We start from the raw sequence: 23398 nt of genomic DNA on the forward strand, positions 1-23398 counted from the left end.
GCCTCACAGCGAATTCAGTAGGGTGTCGAACAGCGAACGTGCGACCGACATGACTTGGGCGTTGGCCTGATAGGCCTGTTGTTGAGCCAAGAGGTTCGCCGCCTCTTCGTCCAGATCAACCGAGGTCTTCTCTGCATCGGCGCGCAGGGCGGCCTCGTGCATCGAATTGGCGGTCTCAAGTCGGCTGGTGGTGGCCGAGACAACGCCGCCCACATTGGTCACCATCTCATTGAAGACCGCCTGAAAGCCACCAAGGCCCGTGTCCACATTGCGCATCTGCAAATCGGCCAGACGTTCCAGAATACGGCTGTCGCCGCTATCTGCACGGGCGGGCAGCAGGGTGAAAGAGTCTCCGTCCTCATACCCGGCCGTCAGGGTCACCGCGTAGCCGCCGATCAACGTATCGCCATTGGCACCCAAAGTGCGGCGGGCGATCTCGTGTCCGGTTTCGGCATCATAGAGGCCGACCAGATCGCTAGAGGCATCCAACACACGCAGCTCCACTTCGCGGTCAGGTTCAGGATTGATCCTTGCCTGAATATCAACGGCCAGTTTCTGCGCACCGTTACCCGCCATCACGACCAGCAGATCTTCGTTCGGCAGATCGTTCAGGGTGATCCGGCTGCCAGACGCCTGCGTCTGCGCCGCAATATCCAGCACCCGGCTGTCGGTGGCGGTGATGGACAGTTTGCCATCGTCCGAGACCGAAACTTTGGCCGCGATGTTGCCAAAGCCCAACACGTCTGCCCCCGCCTGGGGCGCGAATTCAACCGGACCGCTGCCAGCGGGCGGGGTGATGATAATGCGGCCATTGGTGGCGTCCCAGCTGGCACTGCCTGCAAAGCCGCCGCCCACACTGACGCTCAGGGCCGTGCCGGTGCTAGAGGCGCTCAGGGTGTAACTGCTGCCATCGACGGTGAAGGTGGCGCTTTGGGTCCCGCCCGGCCAGTTGACCAGATCGACCTTGCCGCCAACTCCTTCGGACTGGACCACATTGGTCAGGCCCATGCCAAAGGCCGCCGCATCCGCAGGGCTGCTGGCCACTTGCAGGACCGAGCCATCCAGCGCACCGCCGTTGGTTTCCACCACCAGCCGGTTCGAGGCATCAAAGCTTGCCGTCAGGCGTCCCTCTTCTGGGCCAGAGACAACGGGAACACCGTTCTCCATGCGGATGGAATAGATATCCTCGCCCAGAGAGACACGCATCATGGTGCCTTCGCCGGGAATGCTGGTGACAGCCTCGCCGGTCAGGCGGCTGCCCACGGCGGTTTCACGCAGGGCGGCGGCCATGCCATAGGCGGCATCCACACTGTCCTGCGCCCCGTAGGCTTGCGGATCAAAGGTGGCGGTAAAGAGCGCGCCGTTGCCGTCCTGAATGGTCATCGTATACAGGGCCGAGCCCGCCGTTTGCAGAATGCTGTCATCCTGCGCACCGTCAAAGCTGGCATCATAAGAGACCGAGATCACCTGCGTGCTGCCCCCGTCTTCGATGCTACGCGCCATGCGCCCACCGTTGAAGGTATCACGCGCCGCAGTCAGCGAGCTTGCACCTTCGCTGACACTGAACGCGATCTGAGAGGCCAGTTTCACCGTGCCTGTGGCCCGCAAGGCGGTATCGCCGCCCGCGCCAAGGGTCGCGGTACCTGCCCCCAGCGAATTGCCGGTGGCATCTACGCGGTCTGCGGTCATCGTCCCGCCACCCGAATGGGTGAAGTGAGTGATGGTGATATCCGCGCCGGTTTCATGGGTCAGCACCAGACGATCGCCGTCAGGGGCCACCTCGGCGGTGATACCGGTGCCGGAACTGGCAAGGTTGATCGATTGGGCCAGCTTGGTCAGATCGCCGCCTGTCACGTCGGCGCTGATCTGGAACGGGTTGATATTCTCGCCCTTAATACGGAACGACACCGTGCCATCGCCGGTCACATCCAGCGCCAGATCGTTGCGGGCCGTCACAGTGGCCGAGACATCCTCGCGCAGCATATTGGCGATCTGGGTGGCAGTGGTCCCTTCCGGAACGGTAACCGTGCCGCCATCAATCGCGCTGAGGTTCAGCGTAACCGACGGGGTCACCGGCACCGGATCAGCCGCTGTCCACGTCGACAAGCCGGTCGAGGCCCCCAGCTGGGTGACAAAGTTGCCTTCGTCATTGCTTTGGACCTGCGTCATGCCGCGATAGGCGTCGGGGCTGTTCAGGTCGGCCATCCGGTAGGTGGCACCGGGCAGAAAGCCGTTGGCCTCGGTCAGGTAAAGGGCCGCCTCGGACGGGTCCATCGGCGCACCGGCCACTTGCAGACCGTCGCGGGTAAAGATCGCCATGTCGGCTGCGGGCTCGGGGTCGGCCAGAATTGTTGCCGCCGTGCCATCCAGATCAGCCGTCACCAGCGTTTCGGCCCCAGCCACATCCAGCAGGATTTCCGAGCCCGACAGCATCAGCCGCCCGCCGGTTTCACCCAAAGTCAGGCCGGTGGCGCTCTCGATCAGGCCACCATTCATCTGGCTGATGAAATCCGCCTCGGACAAGGCGCTTGGCGCGGTGAAGTCATGAGTGGTGCCATCAATCGTGATGCTCAAAGAGGTCAGCGTGCCCCCCGTCGCCGGAAAGCTGAGGCTGGCCTGACGGTCCAGTGTCGCTAAAGTCACGCTTTGCGTACCTGATGGGATCACCCCCACAACACCGGGGCTCAGGAATTCACTAGCCTCCAGCGCATTGTCGTTGGTTGCGATATTGATCGCTGTGACGTTCTCCAGCGGGTTCAGACCAGGCTCGGCGTAGATTTCGGACGTGCCAACGTTCGAGGCATGGGCCGAGGACGACACCGCCGCCGCTGCCGCGATCTTGCGCGGGTCTTTGATGATCAGGTTCAGGTCCGCCGCATGACCGGTCCGGCGCGACAGCATCAGACGGTCGCCGTCCACAGCCTTGCCGCTAAGACCGATGATCATACCGGGCAAGGTGATCTGGTTATCGCCAGAGGCCAGTTCGTCCCCGTTCGCATCCAGCGCGCGCCAAAGGCTGGCGGCGGTATCGCGGACCAGCTCAATCGGGCCGTCGGGCATGATGGTCGGGTCGGTCATGGTGACATCGGCCTGACCGGTACCACGGTTCAGGTCCAGCGCCTGCACTTTCCACCCGACAAGCGAGAACATGTCCTCGCCCGGTGCGCCGTTCAGGTCGACACCATCACGGTGCGCGGCGTTCATCTCGGATGCCACCTTCTGCGCCCAGAGGTTCAGGTCTGTGAGGGCCGCATCAATAGCACCCATAGACTGGGAAAACCCGTACAATGCCCCGCCGGTCAAAGGACGGCTTTGCGCAGGGGTGTCAGGGTCTTCGGGAACAATCTCGACGCGGTTCGGACCATCCTGCCGCAGCTGCGCCACCTCATCCCGTTCGATCAAAGGCAAGCCGCCAGTCGTGTTGCCAAAGGTGATGCGCACCAGATTGCCGTCTTCGGGGGTGACGGTGATGTCGATCAGCTCGTTCAGTTCCTTGATCAGCAGATCGCGGCGGTCCATCAGTGGGTTCAAAGCGCCCGTGTCCTGGGTCTGCGCAGTCTTTTGCTGCAACTGGCCCAGCTCTTTCAGGATCTTGTTCGCCTCATCAATGTGGTTCGCCTGATCGCCCATCGCGCTTTCGATCATGGTCTCCATCTCGACCGCCAGCGATTTGACCCCGTCCACAAAGCTTTCGCCCGAAGTCAGCATCAGCTTGCGCAGGCCAGTGTCCACCGGATCGCCCGACACCGCCGAGATACCGGCAAAGAAGGCGTCCATCATATCCAGCGGCCCGCCTTCCTGCGGGGTCACGCGGGCCTCAAGGATGTTCAGAACGGGCAGCATCGCCTCATTCTCGGACACATCCCCTGCGGTGGTGCGCACGCGCTCGGCGACGATGGCATCAAAGGCGCGGCGGATATTTTCAACGCTGACCCCCTGCGAGGTGGTCCCTTCGGACAGCGGGTTCATCTTGCCACCGCCGATCTCGCGCGTTTCAACCGAGCGCCTGTGATAGCCCTCGGTTTCCGCGTTTGCGATGTTTTCGCCGGTGACCTGAAGACGGGCAGCTGCCGCTGTCAGACCACTGCGACCTATAGCGAGAAGGTTGCTCATGAGCCCTTAATCCCCAGAACCATCGGTGCAAATTGCTGGTACAGCGCCTTGCCGATCCCCAGACCGGCCTTACCTGCCCCCAGCTGCGAGAATTTTTCGTCCAGCATGCCCTGCATGGTTTCCACGCCAGAGCCGCCCATGAGATCGTCGCCAAGACTGGCTTCTCGGGCGGTCTTCATGATCTGTTGAAGGAACAGGCCCTCAAAGGCGTCGGTGGCTTGTCGCAACTCGTCCGCTTTGGTGGGGGCCTTGACCCGCGTGTCACTTGCGGGGGCCATCTGGTGAAGGTCGGTGTATCCTGAAACGTTCATGCCTGCTCTCTTTTTTGCTTTGTTTCAGATGATGATCAGTTCGGCCCGCAGCGCACCTGCGTGGTGCAGCGCCTCAAGGATGGCCACCAGATCGGCGCTGCTGGCGCCCACGGCGTTGATCGCATCCACAAGGTTGGACAAAGAAATTCCGGGATCGAACAGGAAGGCCTGTGCGGCGGGCTGATCGACCTGGATGTTGGTGTCGGGCGTGACCACAGGATCACCGGGGGCAACGATCACGTTGTCACCTGCGGCAACCACAGCCGCGCCTTGATCCACGTTCACATCTTCATTCACCCGCACGGTCAGCGAACCATGCGTCACCGCCGCAGGGGCAACACGGACGTTGCCGTTGATCACCACAGTGCCGGTGCGCGAATTCACGATGATTTTGGCGTTGGGCTCGGCGGGTTCGACTTCGATGCTTTCCAGCATACCCATAAAGGACACGCGCTGACCCGGATCAGCAGGAGCACGGACACGCACCGAGGTGCCATCCAGCGGCAAAGCCATGCCGCCGCCAAAGATGTTGTTGATCGCCTCGGCCACACGGTTCGAGGTGGAAAAATCGTTCCGGTGCAGGTTCAGCACGAAGTATTCGGATTCAAGGAAGGGTGTTTCCACCAGGCGCTCCACAGTCGCGCCACCGGGGATACGGCCCACAGTCGGCACGTTCACCACGAGGGACGACCCATCGCCCCCTTCGACACCCAGACCGCCAACCACAAGGTTGCCTTGGGCGATGGCATAAATCTCGCCATCCGCGCCCATCAGCGGGGTCATGAGCAGGGTGCCGCCTTTCAGCGACTTGGCCTTGCCGGCGGTGCTGACGGTGATGTCCATCACCTGACCGGGTTTGAGGAAGGGCGACATCTCGGCCGTGACCATCACCGCTGCCGCGTTCTTGGCATCAAGGTTCGAGGCTGTCGTCTCTAGCCCGAGACGCGAGATGATCGACTGCATCGACTGCTGCGTCAGGCTGGAATTGCCATCGCCCGTGCCCGCAAGACCCACGACCAGACCATACCCCACCAAAGGGTTCGACCTAACACCCGCCACCGCGGCCAGATCCTTGATCCGGTCGGCAGACGCCGCAAAGGGGGCCACAATCATCAGGGCTGTGATCAGAATTTTGCGGAACATGGGCTTGGCCTTTCAGGTCAAACGGGAAGGGATCAGAACGGAGAGACGGTGTTCATAGCGCGGCTCATCCAGCCGCGTTTGCCGGTATCGGCCACCTGCCCTGCACCGATGTATTTGATCTCGGCATTGGCGATGCGGTCGGACTCGACGATGTTCTCGGGCGAGATATCGGCGGGGCGCACGATGCCCGTCAGGCGAATGTATTCGTCGCCATTGTTCAGGGTCAGCTTTTTCTGGCCGATGATCTCAAGGTTACCACCGGGCAGAATGCGGGCCACGGTCACCGACATGCGGCCGGTCAGGCTGTTCGACTGGCTGGCGCTGCCCTTGCCAGAGAACGAATTCGCACCGCTGGCCGACAAGTCTGCATCCAGCACGGGAATCGGCAGGACGTTGGGCAGGTCTACCTCAAAGCTGTCACTGCGCGACGCGGTGGCGTTCTGGCTTTTGGTGGCGGCGAAACGCTCGCTCAGTTTTACGGTCAGAATGTCGCCCACCTGCGCGGCTTTGCGATCGGTCGCGAAAAGGCCCATTGATCCGCCCGAATAAATGCTGCCCGAAGGCATGGTGCGGGTCATGGTGGGCGCTTCGACGGGGTAAACCGGAGCGTAGTTGGCCGAAGCGGCCTCTTCGATCTGCTGGGAACAGCCTGCCACAGTCAGGGCGGCGCAACCGGCGGCAATGGTCAAGCGCAGGGTCATCTAGATCACACCTTGTTCGAAAGGAATTGCATCATCTCGTCCGAGGCCGAGATCGATTTGGAGTTCAGCTCATAGGCCCGTTGGGCCTCGATCATATCCACCAGCTCTTGCACCACGTTCACGTTCGATGCCTCAAGCGAGCCTTGGTTGATCTTGCCCATCCCGTCCTGCATCGGGTTCGCGATGATGGGCGCGCCGCTGGCGGGGGTCTCGGTCACAAAGCTTTCCCCGACGGGGTTCAGACCGCGCGGGTTCGAGAAGGTCGCCAGCTGGATCTGACCCACTTCCTGATATTCCTGGTTACCGGGGGTGGTGATGCTGACGATGCCATCGTCGGAAATGTTGATTTCCATCGCATCAGCAGGGATCTGGATTTCGGGCTGGACCACATAACCGCTAGAGGTCGTCAGCGTGCCTTCCGCATTGCGCGAGAAGGTGCCGTTACGGGTGTAGCCGATTTCGCCGTTGGGCATCAGAACCTGAAAAAAGCCCTGTCCGTTGATGGCGATATCCAGATTGTTGCCAGTGTCCTGCAGGTTGCCCTGCGAATACAGCTTCTGGGTGTTCACCATCCGCACACCGGTACCGATGGCCGAGGCCGAGGTCAGCTGGGTGGCTTCGGAGGTTTGCGCACCGCCTGATTTCCAGGTCTGGTACAGCAGGGTTTCAAAGTTCGCGCGGTCGCGCTTGAAACCGGTGGTATTAACGTTTGCCAGGTTGTTCGAGATCACCTGGATTCGGGCCTGTTGGGCATTGAGACCCGTCTTGGCAACGTGCATCGCGGCGCTGGACATCTCGTGCTCTCCTTGCGAATGGTAGCTTCACGTCTCTACCTGCAAGGCACATGCCAAAATATTTTCGCGCAGCCCTAAAATTATTCGGGCGCACGCATCAGGCTGGTTCCGCTCTCGTCGATCTCTTTGGTGGTGCTGATCATTTTCAGCCCGACTTCAAAGTTCCGCTGGTTTTCAATGGTGGCCAGCATCTCTTCGATGGGGTTCACGTTGGACCGTTCCAACGCCCCTTGCATGATCTTGGCTTGCTGGTCGGCTTGGGGAATCGTGCCGTTGATGTTGCGCACCTGACCATCATCACCTTTTTGCAATGTGCCCTCGGGCGGCACCACGGTGCCCAACGTCCCGATGTTCAGCTGTTCGCCGGGGGCGCCGTCTACGGGCTCGATCAGGATTTCACCGACTTCGGTGATCACGATCTGCCGGTAGGCGGGCACCTGAATGGGGGCCATCTGCGGGTTCAACATCAATTCGTTCGCGCCGTTGCGCAGAAAGCCATCGTTGTCGATGTGCATGTCGCCGCGGCGTGACAGGGCGGGCTGGCCGCCCTCGTCATCTTGAATAAAGAAATAACCTTGGTCGGGAATGGCCACATCCAGCCATTCATCCGTTTTGTCGATAAAGCCCGGCGCTTCCGAAAAGGACGCGTGGCCCTTTTCAAGTTGGAAGGCGCGGACATTAGCCTGATCCATGGCGTCCAGAAATTTAGTGTGGCCCGGGTTGTCGCGGTCGGCCCGGAAACCGGGCACGTTCAAGTTCGCGAGGTTCTGCGCCTGCGTAATGTTGGCGTCACGCTGGTTGTGCAGGGCGTTCAGCGCCGTATAAATCAAACGGTCCATGGATCAGTCTTCCTTGGGTCTTAACCTAAACGTTAACCACGCATGTTCATGATGGTCTGCGACAACGAGTTCGAAGTCTCGAGCGCTTTTGCCGAGGCCTGATAGTTCCGCTGCGACGAGATCAGATCCACCAGTTCCGAGGTCAGATCAATGTTCGCCTGTTCCAGCGAGCCCGAGTTGACGTTGCCGAAACCACTCAGACCCGACTGGCCAAAGTAGGGATCGCCTGAGTCTGCGGTGGATTTGTAGGCCGCATCCCCAACCGGCGACAGGCCGTTAAGGTTTGTAAAGTTCGCCAGTGCCACCTGCCCCAGCGCGATGGTGTCCACGCCCGAATAGTTGGCCCATACGATGCCTTCACTGTCTACCTGCAGGTTCGACAGGCCACGGGGGGTATCGCCATCATGGCTAAGGGTCTGCACGGCGAATTTATCCGCCATCTGGTTCGAATCTGCGAAGTCCAGATTGATGGTACGGCCATCGCCGGTGAACCCAACGGGGGTCTCGCCCTCGATCGCCAGACCGGTCTCATCAAACGCCAGTGTCATGGGTGTCGCAGGAGTGTAAGGCACACCGTCCACAGTCATATGCACTTCGTAGCGCGAAATGGTCGAGCTCGCGTCAGGCTGATCGGTCATGACAAAGAACAGTTCCGCTTCCTGCGCGGTACCAGTGCTGTCGTAGATCGAGAACGGGGTCGAGAACGCATAGCTTTCGCTATCTGCAGTGTCGAAAGTCAGCGCACTGGGAACAGCATCCTGACCGCCCTGCGCCTCAACGCCCGAGGGGAAGCCCATGGTCAGCGAGGTATTGTCGGTCGCCTTCGGCGAGCCGCGGAACGCGGGTACCTGAAGGGGCTGGATTTCAGCCTTCGACAAAACGGTTCCATCCTCGGCGCTGGGGTAGGACATCATGTAGCTGCCCGACGAGTTCACAATATGCCCTTCCGAGTTCAGGCTGAACGCACCTGCGCGGCTGAAGGTCATCTCGCCAGAGTTCAGTTCGGGACGCAGCGCGAAAAAGCCCTGACCCTGAATGCCTAGGTCCAGCGTGTTACCGGTCTGCTCGAACGAGCCCTGATTAAAGCTTTTCGACACGTTGGTCAGACGGGTCCCCAGACCGGTCTGTTTCTTGGGGTCCGAGAACGGCGGCGTCGAATAGAGGTCGGTGAACTCGGTCCGGCTTTTGTGATAGCCGACGGTGTTCACGTTCGCGATGTTGTTCGAGGTATTTGCGATATCGGCCTGCGCGGCGTGCAGACCTGTCATTGCGACCAGTGCGGACATTTTTAATCTCCTAGGTGTCTTGCAACAGTGTGACTGGTGAGAGGGGGGCTATGGCGGGGCGGTGATCAGCGCAGGGCGCTGACCTCCATGAATTGCTGATCGTCGTAGTCTTCGATCTTGAGGGTGACGTCCCCGCCATCGGTGGGCAGCGTGACGCCTTGAACGCGGGCGTAGACCTTGGCACCCAAGGTCTGGCTTTCGTTGTTATTGGTCACCTCGACCGAGATCCGCACCTTGCGGTTGGTGTCAGTGATCTTGTCGGGAACATCGGTCCATTCGAAGGCCACATCGCCGACGTTCTGCATGCCCAAGGTCTGGGTGTGCAGGGTCTCGCCGGTAATGTCGTCCTTGTAGGTAATCTTCACACGGTCGGCCCGTTCGCTCAGGGTCACCATGCCGTGGATCTCGCCTTCGCTGTTGGCGCGGGCGGTATTGCCGGTGACCAGCACCTGCTTGCCCACCAGCGATGAGGCGTTCGAGATGCGGAAACTGTTCATCTCTTCGGTCAGGCCGGTCAGCGCGGTCTTGATCTCTTCCAGACCGTTCACGGTCGAGAACTGTGCCATCTGGGCGATGAACTCGCCGTTTTCCATCGGCGCGAAGGGGTCCTGGTTCTTGAGCTGCGCGCTCATCAGTTCCAGAAAGTCGCCCTGACCCAGATCTTTCTTGTTCTGGATCGTATTTGCGGTGTCGCTTGTGTCCACATAGGACCGGACCCCGGCAAGACTTGCAGCAGTGACAGCCATCAATGCTCTCCTAAATCGGCCTTATTGGCCCATGCTCACGGTGCGCGAAATCAGGGTGCGCAGCGTTGAAACCACTTCCAGAGTGTTCTGGTACTGGCGGTTGGTTTCCATCATCTCGACCATCTCTTCGTCGACGTTGACGGTGCTTTCCCAAACAAACCCCTGCTCGTCGGCCATAGGGTGGTTGGGGCGGAAAATACGCTCGGGCTCGCGGTCCAGCGAAACGATGTCCTTCACATCGGTGGTGGACAGGCCGCTTTCGAGAAAGTCGCTGGCGTAATCCACCTCAAAGACGGGGCGGATCGGGCGAAAGGCCTCTTCCTTGGTACTGGCCACGGATTTGGCGTTCGCAAGGTTGGTTGCGATGGTGTTCAGACGCGTCATCTGGGACGACATCGAACGGCTCGCCACATCGAAGATGTTGTTAATCGCCATCGTTATTCTCCTTTAATCGCGTTCTGTAGACCGGCGATTTTCCGGTTCAGCAGCATCAGGCTGGCCTGATAGCGCATGGTGTTTTGCGAGAACTCCATCTGCTCGACCGCCAGTTCCACGGTGTTGCCATCAAGCGAGGGGTTCAGGTTCTGCCGGAAGGCCAGCCCGTTGGCACTGGGATTGCCTACAGAGAAATGCTGGTCGTCGCTGGTGCGCAGATTTCCGACACCTTGGGCCTGTTTGAAGGCCGAGGCGAAATCGATGTCACGCGCCTTGTAACCGGGCGTGGCCGAGTTCGCGATGTTCGATGCCAGAACGTTATTGCGCTTTTCGCGCAGGACCAGCGCATCGGCGTGCAGGCTGATGTGATCGCGTATCCCGTTCATTGCGTCCTCGTGTTTCTTCTAAAAAATCCGGAAAACCGGTCGTAGCTGGTCTGGAAGTTGCAAGTGCCATGCCAAATGGAACTCAAAAGGCGGAGCACCCGATGACATCAGCCAGCAAGGACAATGCGAAAGCCAAGTCCGCACCGGCGCGCAAACCGATGCGCAAGATTCTGGATAAGATGCGCGGCGTCCAACCCTTGGACGGGGCCGACGCATTAGCTGATGTCTATGAGGACGAACGGGACGCGGCCCGCCGCAACCTTCTTATGCAAGCACGTCTGAAACTGCTGAATGATGCCCTGAAAGGCGAGGCCCCCAAGCCAAAGCCGAAAAAGGCCAAACCCAAGCCTCCCCCGCCCGAGCCAGAGCCCGAACCTGTCGTCGAAGAGGCCCCGCCGCCTCCGCCCAAGCGCGCACCCAAGATGGAGATGATGGACCTGACCGATCCGGGGGCCTTCGACATCTTTGCCGATCTGGACAGCGACGATGAGGACGAGTCCCCCGCGCCCGCGCCCAAACCTGCCGCGCCTGCACCGGCCCCCGCTGCCGCGACCGCTCCTGCGGCAGCGGCCGACGACGAAGACGATCCCTTCGCAGCCTTTGCCGATTTCGGCGGAGAAGGCGGCGTCTCTGGCGCGGATGACCTGTTCGGCGACTCTGACGACGACGATCCCTTCGCAGCTCTTGGCGGCGGAGACAGCAAAAGCGCGGATGACGACCCCTTCGCGGCCTTCGCTGACGATGACGCGGAAAAGGCCGAGGAAGACCCCTTCGCGGCCTTTGCCGATGAAGAAACAGACGAGGCTGGGGATGATCCCTTCGCAGCCCTCAGCGATGCCGAAGAGGACACCCCTGCCGAAGCACCCGAAGAAGATGACCCCTTCGCGGCCTTCGCCGATGAAGAAGCGGATGAGGTAGAGGAAGATCCCTTTGCTGCCCTCAGTGATGCCGAAGAAGACGCCCCAACCGAAGCGCCCGAAGAAGAAGATCCCTTAGCGGCGTTCACTGATGACGAAACGATTGAGGCAGAGGACGATCCCTTCGCCGCGCTCAGCGATGCCAAAGAGGACGCCCTAACCGACGCGCCCAAAGAAGAAGACCCCTTCGCAGCATTCACTGATGACGAAGCGATTGAGGCAGAGGACGATCCTTTTGCCGCCCTAAGTGATGCCGACGAGGACGCCCCTGCCGAAGCGCCCGAAGAGGATGACCCCTTCGCGGCATTTGCCGATGACGACGCGATTGAGGCAGAGGACGATCCCTTCGCAGCCCTCAGCGCTGCCAAAGAAGACGCCCCAACCGAAGCGCCCGAAGAAGAAGATCCCTTCGCGGCGTTCGCCGATGACGACGCGATTGAGGCAGAGGAAGACCCCCTCGCTCCCCTAAGCGATGCCGACGAGGACACCCCAACCGAAGCACCCGAAGAAGAAGACCCCTTCGCAGCATTCGCCGATGACGAAACGATTGAGGCAGAGGACGATCCCTTCGCTGCCCTCAGCGATGCCGACGAAGACGCCCCTGCCGAAGCGCCCGAAGAGGATGACCCCTTCGCCGCGTTCGCCGATGACGAAGCGGACGAGGCAGAAGATGATCCCTTCGCGGCCCTCAGCGACACCGACGAAGACGCCCCTGCCGAAGCATCCGAAGAAGAAGGCCCCTTCGCGGCATTCGCATACGAGGAAACGGATCAGGCCGAGGACGATCCCTTCGCCGCCCTAAGCGATGCCGGAGAAGACGCCCCAACTGACGCGCCCGAAGAAGAAGACCCCTTCGCTGCCTTTGCCGATGACGAACCGGTTGAGGCAGAAGAAGACCCCCTCGCCGCCCTAAGCGAGACCGACGAGGCCACTCCAGTAGAAGCACCCGAAGAGGAAGACCCATTCGCGGCATTCGCCGATGAAGAAACGATTGAGGCGGAGGACGATCCCCTCGCCGCGCTAAGCGATGTCGAAGAGGCCACCTCAACCGAAGCACCCGAAGAGGATGACCCCTTCGCCGCGTTCGCCGATGACGAAACGGACGAGGCAGAGGATGATCCCTTCGCGGCCCTCAGCGACACCGACGAAGACGCCCCTGCCGAAGCATCCGAAGAAGAAGGCCCCTTCGCGGCATTCGCAGACGAGGAAACAGTCGAGGCAGAGGAAGATCCCCTCGCCGCGCTAAGCGATGTCGAAGAGGCCACCTCAACCGAAGCGCCCGAAGAGGAAGACCCCTTCGCCGCGTTCGCCGAGGAGGAAGCGGAAGAGGCTGAGGATGATCCCTTCGCCGCCCTCAGTGATGCCGACGAGGACGCCCCTGCCGAAGCGACCGAAGAAAAGGACCCCTTCGCGGCATTCGCAGACGAGGAAACAGTCGAGGCAGAGGAAGATCCCCTCGCCGCGCTAAGCGATGCCGGAGAAGACGCCCCAACTGACGCGCCCGAAGAAGAAGACCCCTTCGCTGCCTTTGCCGATGACGAACCGGTTGAGGCAGAAGAAGACCCCCTCGCCGCCCTAAGCGAGACCGACGAGGCCACTCCAGTAGAAGCACCCGAAGAGGAAGACCCATTCGCGGCATTCGCCGATGAAGAAACGGACGAGACTGAGGATGATCCCCTCGCTGCCCTAAGCGATGCCGACGAGGAAACCCCAACCGAAGCACCCGAAGAAGAAGACCCCTTCGCAGCATTCGCCGATGAAGAAACGGACGAAGTAGAGGAAGACCCCTTCGCGGCCCTGTCTGACTTGCCCGACGATGAGGCCTTCGCGGCGGATGAGCCTTTTGATGGGTTTGGCGCGGAAAATGAGGACGAGAGCACGGACGAGGTGCCGGTCGAAGACGCGGCTCCGGAACCTCAAGCATCTTCGGCGGATGAGCCGTTCGCCGCTCTGGCGGATTTGCCGGAGGAAGACCCGTTGACGCTGGATGATCCGTTCGACGGCTTCGACGACGACAGTGCTGAAGTACCGCCTGCCACGGACGCCTCTGCCGTTGAAGAGGCTCCGGAGTCGGCGCCCCTAGAGGAAGACCGCGGAAATGCGCCGGAACTGACGCGATTGGAAAAGCTGCTCTTGGCCAAAGTTGCCGCCGGAAAGAACCTGCCCGACGGGATTTCGCGCGACGCGTTGAAAGATATCCCCGTGCACGGGGCAGCGATCGGGGCCAAGGATCAGGGGTGAACAGGCCCCGCAGCATCACCGCTGCTGGGGGGCTTTCATCACAAACCTTGATTTGACGTGCAGCTTTCATTTCGTAATGTCAGGGCCTCTGACCCAATAGAAAGCCTCTGCCATGCCTCGTAGCGCCGCGTTGTTCACGCCCGTTCTGATCGCAAGCTGCCTGATCATCATGATCAGCTTTGCCGTGCGCGCCAGCTTTGGCGTTTTCCAGATCCCGATTGCTGCAGAGTTCAACTGGCCGCGGGCCGAGTTCAGTCTGGCCATCGCGATCCAGAACCTTGCATGGGGCATCGGGCAGCCGATCTTTGGTGCCTTTGCCGAGAAGTTGGGGGATCGCAAGGCGATCATCTTGGGGGCTTTGGTCTATGCTGCAGGTCTTGTGGCCTCTAGTCAGGCTGTCAGCCCCGAAGCGCACCAGATGCTGGAAGTGCTGGTGGGCTTTGGCGTTGCGGGCACCGGCTTTGGCGTCATTCTGGCTGTGGTCGGTCGCGCTGCCAGTGACGAAAACCGCAGCATGGCGCTGGCGATTGCCACCGCAGCAGGCAGCGCGGGTCAGGTCTTTGGCGCGCCTTTGGCCGAATGGCTGCTAAGTTTCATGAGCTGGCAGCAGGTCTTTATGGCCTTTGCGGGCGCGATCATCCTGTCGCTGGCATTCCTGCCGCTGATGAAGGCCGAGCCTCGCGCCTCGAAGGCGGAACTGGAAGAGAGCCTTGGCCAAATTCTGGGCCGCGCTTTCCGCGATCCCAGCTACACCATGATCTTTATCGGGTTCTTCAGCTGTGGCTACCAACTGGCCTTTGTGACCGCGCACTTCCCCGCTTTTGTGACCGAGATGTGCGGTCCCATCCTGCCGGGTGGCGTGCTGCATAACATCGGGATCACGACGACCTCGGCCCTTGGGGCGGCGGCGATCAGCCTGATCGGTCTGGCGAATATCGCAGGCACCTTGCTGGCTGGCTATCTGGGCAAGCGCTATTCGAAAAAGTACCTTCTGGCGGGCGTTTACGCCCTGCGCACCATCATCGCAGCGGCCTTTATCATGACGCCGATCACCCCCGCGACCGTGCTGCTATTCTCGGTCGGGATGGGCGCTTTGTGGCTGGCGACGGTGCCGCTGACCTCCGGTCTTGTGGCGCATCTGTACGGCCTGCGCTACATGGGCACGCTCTACGGGATCGTGTTCCTCAGCCACCAGCTTGGCAGCTTTCTGGGTGTCTGGCTGGGGGGCAAGATGTACGATATCACCGGCGATTACACCGCTGTCTGGTGGGTCGGGGTTGGTGTTGGCGCGCTGTCCGCACTGGTTCACCTACCGATCCGTGAAGAGCGCCGCAGCTTTGCGACCTAACTAAGATCGATCCAGTCCGAGATCTGACGCAACACCTGCATGGGGTGGGTGTAGGGCAGCCCGTGACCTGCCCCCTCAACCACCTCTTGCACCGCGTTGCGGTTCCATTCCGCCAGCTTGCCCAAGGCTGACACAGGGATCACCACGTCATCAGCGCCCCAAAGGGCCAAGGTGCGTGGTCCCTGTTCGGCGATCTTGCGGTGTACAGGCTCTTGGGTGTCGCGCAGGAGGTAGCGGATGCTGGACAGGATGGCAGGGATCGCCCCACGGCGGCGGGTTTCGTGCCGCTGCACTTCGGGCAAACCGGCAACGGCGCTGGTGCCCCCGCGCAAGTCACGACGCAGCAGATGGCCGCCGATCAGGCGCGCAGCGGCATCCCCTAGAACAGGCGTATTCGCCATCCAAATCCATGGTCGCCCCACTTTGACCTGCATGCCCACCGGCGCGATCAGCACCAGACGGGCCACGCGGGTCGGGTTCTGCGCCGCAAAGGCCGAGGCAATCGCCGCCCCCATGGAATAGCCGATCATCATCACCGGACCGCGCACGCCGCAATGTTCCAGCACGCCATCCAGTTGGCGCAGGAAATGCCCCTGATCCTGCTGCTCCTTCGGGTTGTCAGAGTAGCCGCGTCCATAAAGATCATAGACCAGCACGCGAAAGCCCATACGGGCCAGCCCCTGCGCGATGCCCGACCAAACCTGTGAGGGCGTAGTCAGCCCGTGGACACAGACAACCACCGGCCCCTCTGTCGGGCCGATCCAGCGGAAATGTGTCGTGCCTTGGGGCAGATCGGCGAATGCGCCCGGCGCATTGGCGCGGCTGCGTTTGGTGACAGGACGGCGGCGGATTTCAATCAACGACGGGATCGCCAGAAGAAGAATAAACGCTGCCGCGAGCCATATCACTGAGCCTGCCTCCATGCCTCAAGGATGTAACGGCTGGTCATCAGGTCCAGATGAGCGCCGCCGCCGTTCTTGGCGATTGTGATCTCTTCATTGGTCAAACGACAGTAGGCGTCAGGCTCATAGAAGGAAGCAACAATATCTTTTTCACTGATCACACCGCGGGCGATGGGATCTTTGATCTCACCGATGTGGTGAACGGTGGTTTCGCGGCTGTCGACGAACAGGCGGGCGCGGGTCAGGGCGGTGTCGTCCACCTCACGCATGTCGGGGCGATAGGCGCCGATCAGGTCCAAATGCTGACCCGGTTGCAGCCATTCACCCTTGATCACCGGATCGGTGCTCATGGTGGCGCTACATAGAATATCGGCCTTGGCGATGGCTTCAGGCAGATCGGTGGCAACCGCCAGACCTTCGATCTCTGCGGCCATCTCTTCAGCGCGGGCGGTGGTGCGGTTCCAGACGGTGAACTGCGCATCGGGGAACGCCGCGCGATAGGCCGAGATCATCGAGGCCCCAACCGTTCCTGCCCCCACAATCAGAATGTTACGGCTGTCAGGCCGCGCCAGCTTGCGGGCGGACAAAAGGCTATCACCGGCGGTCTTCCACTTGGTCACCAGATGGAAATCAACCAGAGCCTCCAACAGACCATTGCGGTCCGCATAAAGGCTGACGCCCCCGTTCACCGCAGGCAGTCCCTGTTCGTGGTTGTTCGGGTAGACTGTCGCCGCTTTGACCGCGATCCCCAGACCATCGATCCACGCGGAACGCAGCAGCAGCGTGTCATCCCCGCGATAGAGAAAGCTGTCGCTAATCTCGGCCTTGGGCATCTTGTGACCGGCGATCAAAGCGTCAGTCAGGCCGATCCAGTCCAGATGCGCCTCGGCTTCAAAGGGGACGAAATCGATCATGCAGCCTCCTCCGCCGTCAAAAGCCCTTTCGAGACCAGACAATCCGCCCACCCTTGCGGGCCTTCGAACAGATGGGTCTGCCAACCACGAGCCGCCGCAGCGGCGATGTTGTCCGCGCGGTCATCAGCGAAAATCAAAGCCTCTGGCGCGACGCCACAATCCTCTTCGACCATCTCATAAATCCGGACCTCGGGTTTGATCACCCCCATATGCCCCGAGACATACTGTCGGTCGAATTCATTGAAAAATGGATAATGTCCGGTGGCCATGTCGAAGGTCTGGATGCCAAAGTTGGTCAGGGCAAAGACCGGAATGCCCTTGGCCCGCAGCGCCCGCAGCAAGCGGACGGAATGCGGGATCACAGGGCTGGCCATCTTGATCCAGTCATCGTGCCAACGGATCACCTCATCGCGCCATTCGGGGTGGCGGTCTGCCATGCCAAAGACCAGCTCGCGGAAATTGCCGCCCCGATCCACCGCATCGTTCATCCCGTGCAGATCGATGGTGTCAAACAGGGCGCGGCGACGCTCTTCCCCGATGATGCTGTCGTAGTGCCGCTCGGGCTGCCATTCGATCAGCACGTTGCCGATGTCGAAAATCACGGCTTCAGGGGTCATCGCGGTCTTATCCTTTGCGTTTCAATCGGCGCAGTGCGTCTTCCATAGCTTGCAGGAAACGAGAGCGGTCGGCCTTTGTAAAGCCCTTGCCGCCCCCCTGACGGAACGGATCGGCCGCCCGAAGGTCGGCCATCAGATCGCGGGTCGCCAGAACGTTGCCGATGTTCTTGGCGGTTAGGGGTTCGCCATTGGGGCGCAAGACCTCGGCTCCGGCTTCGACGCATTTGGCGGCCAAGGGGATGTCATTGGTGATCACCAGATCAGCCCCCGTGGCGCGGTCAGCGATCCACATATCGGCCACATCCGGCCCTTCAGGCACGATCACCAGTTCGATCAGCGGATTGCGCGAAGGGCGCAGCCCCCCGTTACACACCATCGCCACGGGGATCTTGTGCCGCGTGGCGATACGCTCGATCTCTTCTTTGACCGGACAGGCGTCCGCATCCACATAGATCATAGGCCGTGCAGGGCCTCTGCGTGGAAGGCGATATGCTCTTCCATGAAGGTCGAGACGAAGAAGTAGCTGTGATCATAGCCCTTCTGCATCCGGAAGGTGCCATCCTGACGGCGGGCGGCCATCGCTTCGGCCAGTGTTTCGGGCTTTAGCAGGTCAAGGAACTGGTCCGATGCACCCTGATCAATCAGGACCGAGCCCTCAAAGCCCTTTTCCCGCATCAGAATGCTGCTGTCATGGGCACGCCATTTGTCCTCATCTGCGCCAAGGTAGGCCCCCAGCTGCTTGCGGCCCCAATCACTGGCGGTCGGGTTCGCGATGGGCGAGAACGCCGAGACCGACGCGTAACGCCCCGGCAGGCTCATCGCCAAGGTCAGCGCACCGTGACCGCCCATGGAATGGCCGGTGATCGACTGACGCTCGGGATCGATGGCAAAGTTATGGTCCAGAATGCGCGGCAGTTCATCGGCCACATAGTCCCACATCTGGAAATGGGGCGCCCAAGGGTTTTCAGTGGCGTTCACGTAGAAACCGGCACCCTGACCCAGATCATAAGCGTCATCGTTGGCCACACCTTCGCCGCGGGGCGAGGTGTCGGGAAAGCACAGGGCGATGCCATGTTCTGCCGCCCACGCCTGTGCGCCGGCTTTTGTCATGGCGTTCTCATGGGTGCAGGTCAGGCCCGACAGGTACCACAGGACCGGCACGGGGCCGTGCTGCGCATCTTCGGGCAGGAACAGGCCAAAGGTCATCTTGGTGCCGGTCGCTTGGCTCTCATGGCTGTAAACACCCTGAACGCCGCCAAAGCACCGGTTTTCCGAAACGGTTTCAATCATCTCAAACGTCCTTTCATCGCCTCATCGGGCGGTTTGGGGAAGATGCCCTTAGACAGGCACCACCGCGACCCATGCGATCACGGCAGAGACAGTCAGAATGCTGACCGTCGTAGAAATCAGGATCGAGGCCGACACCCGCTGGGGGGCCGCCTTGTAGTGTTGCGCCAACATATAAACGTTCCCCGCCACAGGCAGCGAGGATGCGGCGATCATGACGCTGGCAGCAAAGGGCTCTACGTCGAAAACGACCAATGCGGCAAATGCCACGGCGGCAGGGTGCAGCACCAGCTTGCAGAAGGTCAGCCACGCGGCGACCTCTAGCCGTTCCGCGGATTTATCGGCCAATGAGGCACCAATCGCGAACAGCGCCCCCGGTGTGGCTGCCGCCCCAAGGATCGACACAAATTCGTTCAAAGGTTGCGGCATAGGCATTTCATAGGCGCTCCACGCCAGCCCCAGCGCGATCGAGACGATCATCGGGTTCTTCAGCAGCCCCATTGCCACGGTTTTCAGCACGCCAATGCGCATCCGCCCGTCCCGCGATCCGGTGATCAGAATGACGATCAGCGATGAAAAGACGATCAGATCGACGGCCAGTACCATCATCGTGGGACCAATCGCCTGCGCCCCCATCAGAAGGGCCAGCATCGGAATGCCCAAGAAACCGGTGTTGCCGGTGACTGCGCATTGCGCCTCGACCGCGGCCACGTCAACGGGCTGCTTTCGGGCAAAAGCCACAATGATCGCAAGCACATAGATCACGACCGAGGCCAGCAGATAGGCCATGATAAACTGGGGATCGAAGACCTCTGACATGGTCAGGTTCGCACTGAACCGGAACAGCATCGCCGAGAGGGCAAAGTAAAAGACAAACCGCGTAATGGCCGAGGTCGCCTCGGGTCCGAAAAAGCGGGTACGCGCCGCGCCATAGCCCAAAGCGATCAGGGCGAAGAACGGCAATGTCTTGAAGAAAATATCGATCATGCCGAAATCGTTAAGGGGCGCCGCCGTCTGTGGCAACGCCCCTTGATAGGTTTTTCATATTACGGACGGGCGCGGCCTATTTGCATCAGCCACCGCCGATCAAAACGCCCGCAGCAAAGACCAATGCGCCGCCCAGAACCACTTGGAAAGTGGCCCGCAGGAAGGGTGTCTCCATATAGCGGTTCTGAATCCAGACGATGGCCCACAATTCAATAAACACCACGATGAAAGCGGTGACAGTCGCGGTCCAGAAGTGGGGGATCAGATAGGGCAACGCATGGCCCAAGCCCCCCAATGTGGTCATCACGCCTGCCGCAATCCCGCGCTTGGTGGGCGATCCGCGCCCCGACAGCGCCCCGTCGTCCGAGGCCGCTTCGGTGAAGCCCATGCTGATACCCGCACCCACGCTGGCCGCCAGACCGACCAGAAAGGTGGTGTGGGTGTCTTGCGTGGCAAAAGCGGTCGCGAAAATCGGGGCAAGCGTACTGACCGAGCCATCCATTAGCCCCGCTAGACCGGGCTGCACCCACGTCAGGATGAACTGGCGGTGGGCCATATCCTCTTCGGTCTGCTTTTCGTCCGCTCCAAGATGGGCCTTTTCCAACTCGCCCGCTGCGGCCTGATGACCGGCCTCGGCCTGCGCCAACTCGCCCAGAAGATCGCGGGTCCGTGCGTCTGTGGTTCGCGCCGCCGCCATCCGGTAGAATTTCTCGGCGTCCCGCTCCATCCCTTCGGCCTCGGCGCGGATGCGATCAAGGCTGAGATTCTGGATCAGCCAGACAGGACGGCGGGCGTAGTAGCCTGCCACATGTTCACGGCGGATCAGGGGAATCGTTTCGCCAAACCGTTCGCGGTGCAGATCGATCAAGCGGGACCGGTGGGTGTCCTCTTCGGCAGCCATGCCATCGAAGACAGCGGCGGTTGCGGGGAATTCCTCTCGCAGTCGCGCCGCATAAGACCGGTAAATCTGCGCGTCGTCCTCTTCTGACGAAATGGCCAGCGCCAGAACTTCTTGCTCTGACAACTCACTGAACCGGCGGCGCTGTGTAAAGAAACGCATGGAACACCTCTTTTAGAATGGTTCTAATTTATCGCTTTCCACTATAACCGCAAGAGAAGAGATCGGGCTCACACCAAAGTGAACAGATCAGTTCACTTTCTAACTTCCCGATTCTGAACTGATCGGTTTAGTTTGGAGTATCCCTCAAACACATGAGACCTCCGATGAAACAGATTGCTCTTGCTACATTGATTTTTATCGGCTTTTTCGCCCAAGAGGGCCACGCCTGTGTTTCCTTCGATCTACCGTCTTTGACGTGGCCCGATGACGCACCGGAACCCACCAAGATCGTCACCGATCAGTGAGCCTTTGCTTGCCTGAACTGAACCGCTCGGTTTATGCTGGCGACCTGTTCAGGAGAGTAAATGATGCAGTGCGATAAGCCCGTCGTTCGCAAGGGGCGCAAGTTTGATCAGGTTCTGGAAGGGGCCCGTGAAATCTTTATGCGTGACGGCTTTGAAGGGGCCAGCGTCGATGACATCGCCAAAGCGGCCGAGGTGTCAAAGGCGACCCTCTACAGCTACTTCCCTGATAAAAGCCTTTTGTTCATGGAAGTGGCCAAATGCGAATGCTGTCGTCAGGCTGAACGGGCCGACAGCGAGATGGACCACACCCGTCCTCCAAGCGAGGTTCTGTCCTATGCGGGGCACCGCCTGCTGGATTTCATGATCAGCGCTATGGGGGAACAGATGTTCCGCCTCTGCGTCGCCGAGGCCCGCCGTTTCCCCGAATTGGGACAGGCCTTTTACGAGACCGGTCCCAAGATGGTCGCCACCCGACTTGGGGCCTATCTGGACATAGCCGTCGCAGATGGCAGCCTGAAGGTCGATGACACCAATCTAGCCGCCTGCCAGTTCGCAGAGCTGTGCAAGGCCGACATCTTTACCAAGCTGGTCTTCGGCATCCAGACCGAGTTTACCGCTGCCGAAAAGGCCCATGTGGTGGATAACGCCGTTTCAACCTTTTTGGCGCGCTACGGGGCCTGACCTATAAGGCCGCGCAAGGCTTACAGAATCCCTGCCTGCTGCAAGCCTTGCCGCAAGCCCTCTGCCCCGCCAAAGACATGGCCCTGCATGCCCGACTTTATCGCGCCTGCGACATTCTCGGCGCGGTCATCGATGAAATAGCCGCTCTGCGGCTTCACCCCCAGATGGGCCAGACAGGCGACAAAACATCTGGGATCGGGTTTAGCCGCGCCAAAGATGGACGAGGGGAAGATCAAGTCGCCAAACAGGGGGCGCAATTCCGGAAACAGATAATCGATGTTGTCGCCGACCAGTTCCGAATTATTGGTCAGAACGGCGATTCTATGGGTCTTGCCGACCTCTGCGACCAGCTCCAGCACCTCGGGCGCCGGCGTCATCGAGGATTTTCGCGCCTCTAGCCACTGGTCCGCCGAAAAGGGGACGCGCAGTTGCAGGGCGACCTCTCGCAAATAAGTGGTTGTGCTGATGGTGCCCGCATCCGCCGCCGCATCAATGCCCGAGCCCCAAATCGCGGCCCAGACCCGCTGCGCCGTCGTTCCTGTCAGATCGGCCAGATAAGCGCAGCGGTGCTGCTTGTCCGAGACGCACAGGACGTCATCCATATCAAACAGCACAAGATCAACTTTGGGCATGGGCACATCGCTTTCAACAAACACACTGGTAAAATTCAAGCGTGACGCATGGGCTTGGCCACGCGCAAGGAAAACCCAAGCGCGGATGTGCCTTTGGCGAAGGACCGCCTGTCAAAGAAGCTGGTACATCACGTGCGCATCCACCAGTCCGGCCTGCGGATGGCGGAAGGCTTTGGGCAACGTGCCGATGATCTGGAACCCGTTGCGCTGCCACAGCCGGATCGCACCGGTGTTGGTCGAGACGACAAAGTTGAACTGCATCGCCCCATAGGCAGCCGCCCGCGCCTGCGCCAACACATGGGTCAGCAGCGCCCGTGCTACGCCTTTGCCACGCGCATCTGGACTAGTGACAAAGCCCGCATTGCAGACGTGATCCGCGTTGCCCTTATGGTTCGGGCAAAGATAGGCGGTACCCAAAATCTGCCCACCCTCTTCGGCCACATAGGCAGTGTGAGAGCCGCGCAGCCAGTAGTCCAATGCCTGATCACGGGTGATGTCTGTCGGCACGGCATAGGTGTCGCCCGCATGAAACACGGGGCCAAGCATGGCCCAGAGGGCCTGATCATCTGCGGGGGTCGCGGGGCGGATATTCAACATGGGTCACAAGGGCAAAGCCCGCACGCCAACGCGCACGGGCCATGCCATCCGTTCTTAGTATTCGACCACCGCGCGGATGGATTTACCCGCGTGCATCAGTTCGAAGCCTTCGTTGATGTCTTCCAGCTTCAGCTTGTGGGTGATCATCGAGTCGAT

General features: G+C 60.6%; 23 protein-coding genes. 4 read left to right on the forward strand and 19 right to left on the reverse strand.

The window, feature by feature from the left end:
• Positions 1-3: 3 nt before the first annotated feature.
• The 10 genes from CLV74_RS16145 to flgB all read right to left on the reverse strand — a co-directional run bounded on the left by CLV74_RS16145 (position 4) and on the right by flgB (position 10754).
• On the reverse strand, positions 4-4113 hold the full coding sequence (locus CLV74_RS16145; RefSeq protein ID WP_106266783.1) for a FlgK family flagellar hook-associated protein: 4110 nt from the start codon (positions 4111-4113) through the stop codon (positions 4-6).
• Entirely contained in the window at positions 4110-4424 is a 315-nt protein-coding gene (locus CLV74_RS16150) for a rod-binding protein (RefSeq protein WP_106266785.1), read from the reverse strand. The genes CLV74_RS16145 and CLV74_RS16150 overlap by 4 nt, the downstream gene beginning before the upstream one ends.
• A gap of 24 nt (positions 4425-4448) precedes the next feature.
• The gene (locus tag CLV74_RS16155) at positions 4449-5567 is read right to left on the reverse strand and encodes a flagellar basal body P-ring protein FlgI (protein ID WP_106266787.1); all 1119 of its coding nucleotides are present in this window, start codon (positions 5565-5567) and stop codon (positions 4449-4451) included.
• Between the two features lie 32 nt (positions 5568-5599).
• Positions 5600-6268: a flagellar basal body L-ring protein FlgH gene (locus CLV74_RS16160; RefSeq protein WP_106266789.1), complete on the reverse strand. Its 669-nt coding sequence runs from the start codon at positions 6266-6268 to the stop codon at positions 5600-5602.
• Between the two features lie 5 nt (positions 6269-6273).
• A complete protein-coding gene (flgG, locus tag CLV74_RS16165; protein ID WP_106266791.1) occupies positions 6274-7062 on the reverse strand; it encodes a flagellar basal-body rod protein FlgG in 789 nt (262 codons plus the stop codon).
• An 80-nt stretch (positions 7063-7142) separates the two neighbouring features.
• Positions 7143-7901: a flagellar basal body rod C-terminal domain-containing protein gene (locus tag CLV74_RS16170; protein WP_106266793.1), complete on the reverse strand. Its 759-nt coding sequence runs from the start codon at positions 7899-7901 to the stop codon at positions 7143-7145.
• Positions 7902-7933: 32 nt separating this feature from the next.
• Entirely contained in the window at positions 7934-9187 is a 1254-nt protein-coding gene (locus CLV74_RS16175) for a flagellar hook protein FlgE (RefSeq protein WP_106266796.1), read from the reverse strand.
• Between the two features lie 65 nt (positions 9188-9252).
• A complete protein-coding gene (locus CLV74_RS16180) occupies positions 9253-9933 on the reverse strand; it encodes a flagellar hook assembly protein FlgD (RefSeq protein WP_106266798.1) in 681 nt (226 codons plus the stop codon).
• A 21-nt stretch (positions 9934-9954) separates the two neighbouring features.
• On the reverse strand, positions 9955-10368 hold the full coding sequence (gene flgC, locus CLV74_RS16185) for a flagellar basal body rod protein FlgC (RefSeq protein WP_106266801.1): 414 nt from the start codon (positions 10366-10368) through the stop codon (positions 9955-9957).
• A 2-nt stretch (positions 10369-10370) separates the two neighbouring features.
• Positions 10371-10754, reverse strand: a complete 384-nt coding sequence (flgB, locus tag CLV74_RS16190) for a flagellar basal body rod protein FlgB (RefSeq protein ID WP_106266804.1) — start codon at positions 10752-10754, stop codon at positions 10371-10373.
• A gap of 101 nt (positions 10755-10855) precedes the next feature.
• Between flgB and CLV74_RS16195 the strand changes: the two genes are divergently transcribed.
• Positions 10856-13912 carry a midas domain-containing protein gene (locus CLV74_RS16195; RefSeq protein ID WP_106266806.1) on the forward strand — a complete coding sequence of 1019 codons (3057 nt, stop codon included), beginning with the start codon at positions 10856-10858 and terminating at the stop codon, positions 13910-13912.
• 112 nt (positions 13913-14024) lie between these two features.
• Positions 14025-15260: an MFS transporter gene (locus CLV74_RS16200; protein WP_106266808.1), complete on the forward strand. Its 1236-nt coding sequence runs from the start codon at positions 14025-14027 to the stop codon at positions 15258-15260.
• On the opposite strand, the gene CLV74_RS16205 is transcribed toward CLV74_RS16200, so the two are convergent.
• From CLV74_RS16205 to mbfA, 7 genes are all read right to left on the reverse strand, one after another.
• Positions 15257-16168 (reverse strand): alpha/beta fold hydrolase, encoded by a 912-nt coding sequence (locus tag CLV74_RS16205; RefSeq protein WP_170108082.1) that lies wholly within the window; start codon positions 16166-16168, stop codon positions 15257-15259. The two genes, CLV74_RS16200 and CLV74_RS16205, sit on opposite strands and share 4 nt — an antisense overlap.
• A complete protein-coding gene (locus tag CLV74_RS16210) occupies positions 16165-17076 on the reverse strand; it encodes an ornithine cyclodeaminase family protein (protein ID WP_106266812.1) in 912 nt (303 codons plus the stop codon). The genes CLV74_RS16205 and CLV74_RS16210 overlap by 4 nt, the downstream gene beginning before the upstream one ends.
• Entirely contained in the window at positions 17073-17693 is a 621-nt protein-coding gene (locus CLV74_RS16215) for an HAD-IA family hydrolase (protein ID WP_106266814.1), read from the reverse strand. Before CLV74_RS16215 ends, CLV74_RS16210 begins: the two co-directional genes overlap by 4 nt.
• A gap of 7 nt (positions 17694-17700) precedes the next feature.
• Positions 17701-18150, reverse strand: coding sequence for a YaiI/YqxD family protein (locus tag CLV74_RS16220; RefSeq protein WP_106266816.1), 450 nt, complete (start codon positions 18148-18150; stop codon positions 17701-17703).
• Positions 18147-18980, reverse strand: a complete 834-nt coding sequence (fghA, locus tag CLV74_RS16225) for an S-formylglutathione hydrolase (RefSeq protein WP_106266845.1) — start codon at positions 18978-18980, stop codon at positions 18147-18149. Before fghA ends, CLV74_RS16220 begins: the two co-directional genes overlap by 4 nt.
• Before the next feature lie 51 nt (positions 18981-19031).
• Positions 19032-19967 (reverse strand): AEC family transporter, encoded by a 936-nt coding sequence (locus CLV74_RS16230; RefSeq protein WP_106266818.1) that lies wholly within the window; start codon positions 19965-19967, stop codon positions 19032-19034.
• 85 nt (positions 19968-20052) lie between these two features.
• Positions 20053-21027, reverse strand: a complete 975-nt coding sequence (gene mbfA, locus CLV74_RS16235) for an iron exporter MbfA (protein ID WP_106266820.1) — start codon at positions 21025-21027, stop codon at positions 20053-20055.
• A gap of 164 nt (positions 21028-21191) precedes the next feature.
• Between mbfA and CLV74_RS22875 the strand changes: the two genes are divergently transcribed.
• On the forward strand, positions 21192-21332 hold the full coding sequence (locus tag CLV74_RS22875; RefSeq protein ID WP_170108083.1) for a hypothetical protein: 141 nt from the start codon (positions 21192-21194) through the stop codon (positions 21330-21332).
• Between the two features lie 63 nt (positions 21333-21395).
• Positions 21396-22013, forward strand: coding sequence for a TetR/AcrR family transcriptional regulator (locus CLV74_RS16240; protein WP_106266847.1), 618 nt, complete (start codon positions 21396-21398; stop codon positions 22011-22013).
• Positions 22014-22033: 20 nt separating this feature from the next.
• Here the strand turns inward: CLV74_RS16240 and CLV74_RS16245 are convergent, their stop codons facing one another.
• Entirely contained in the window at positions 22034-22645 is a 612-nt protein-coding gene (locus CLV74_RS16245; RefSeq protein ID WP_211299063.1) for an HAD family hydrolase, read from the reverse strand.
• 111 nt (positions 22646-22756) lie between these two features.
• Complete coding sequence (locus CLV74_RS16250; RefSeq protein WP_106266822.1) at positions 22757-23242, reverse strand: GNAT family N-acetyltransferase; 486 nt, start codon at positions 23240-23242, stop codon at positions 22757-22759.
• Between the last annotated feature and the right edge of the window lie 156 nt (positions 23243-23398).

The sequence above is a fragment of the Donghicola tyrosinivorans genome, assembly GCF_003003355.1.
GTDB classification, from domain to species: domain Bacteria; phylum Pseudomonadota; class Alphaproteobacteria; order Rhodobacterales; family Rhodobacteraceae; genus Donghicola; species Donghicola tyrosinivorans.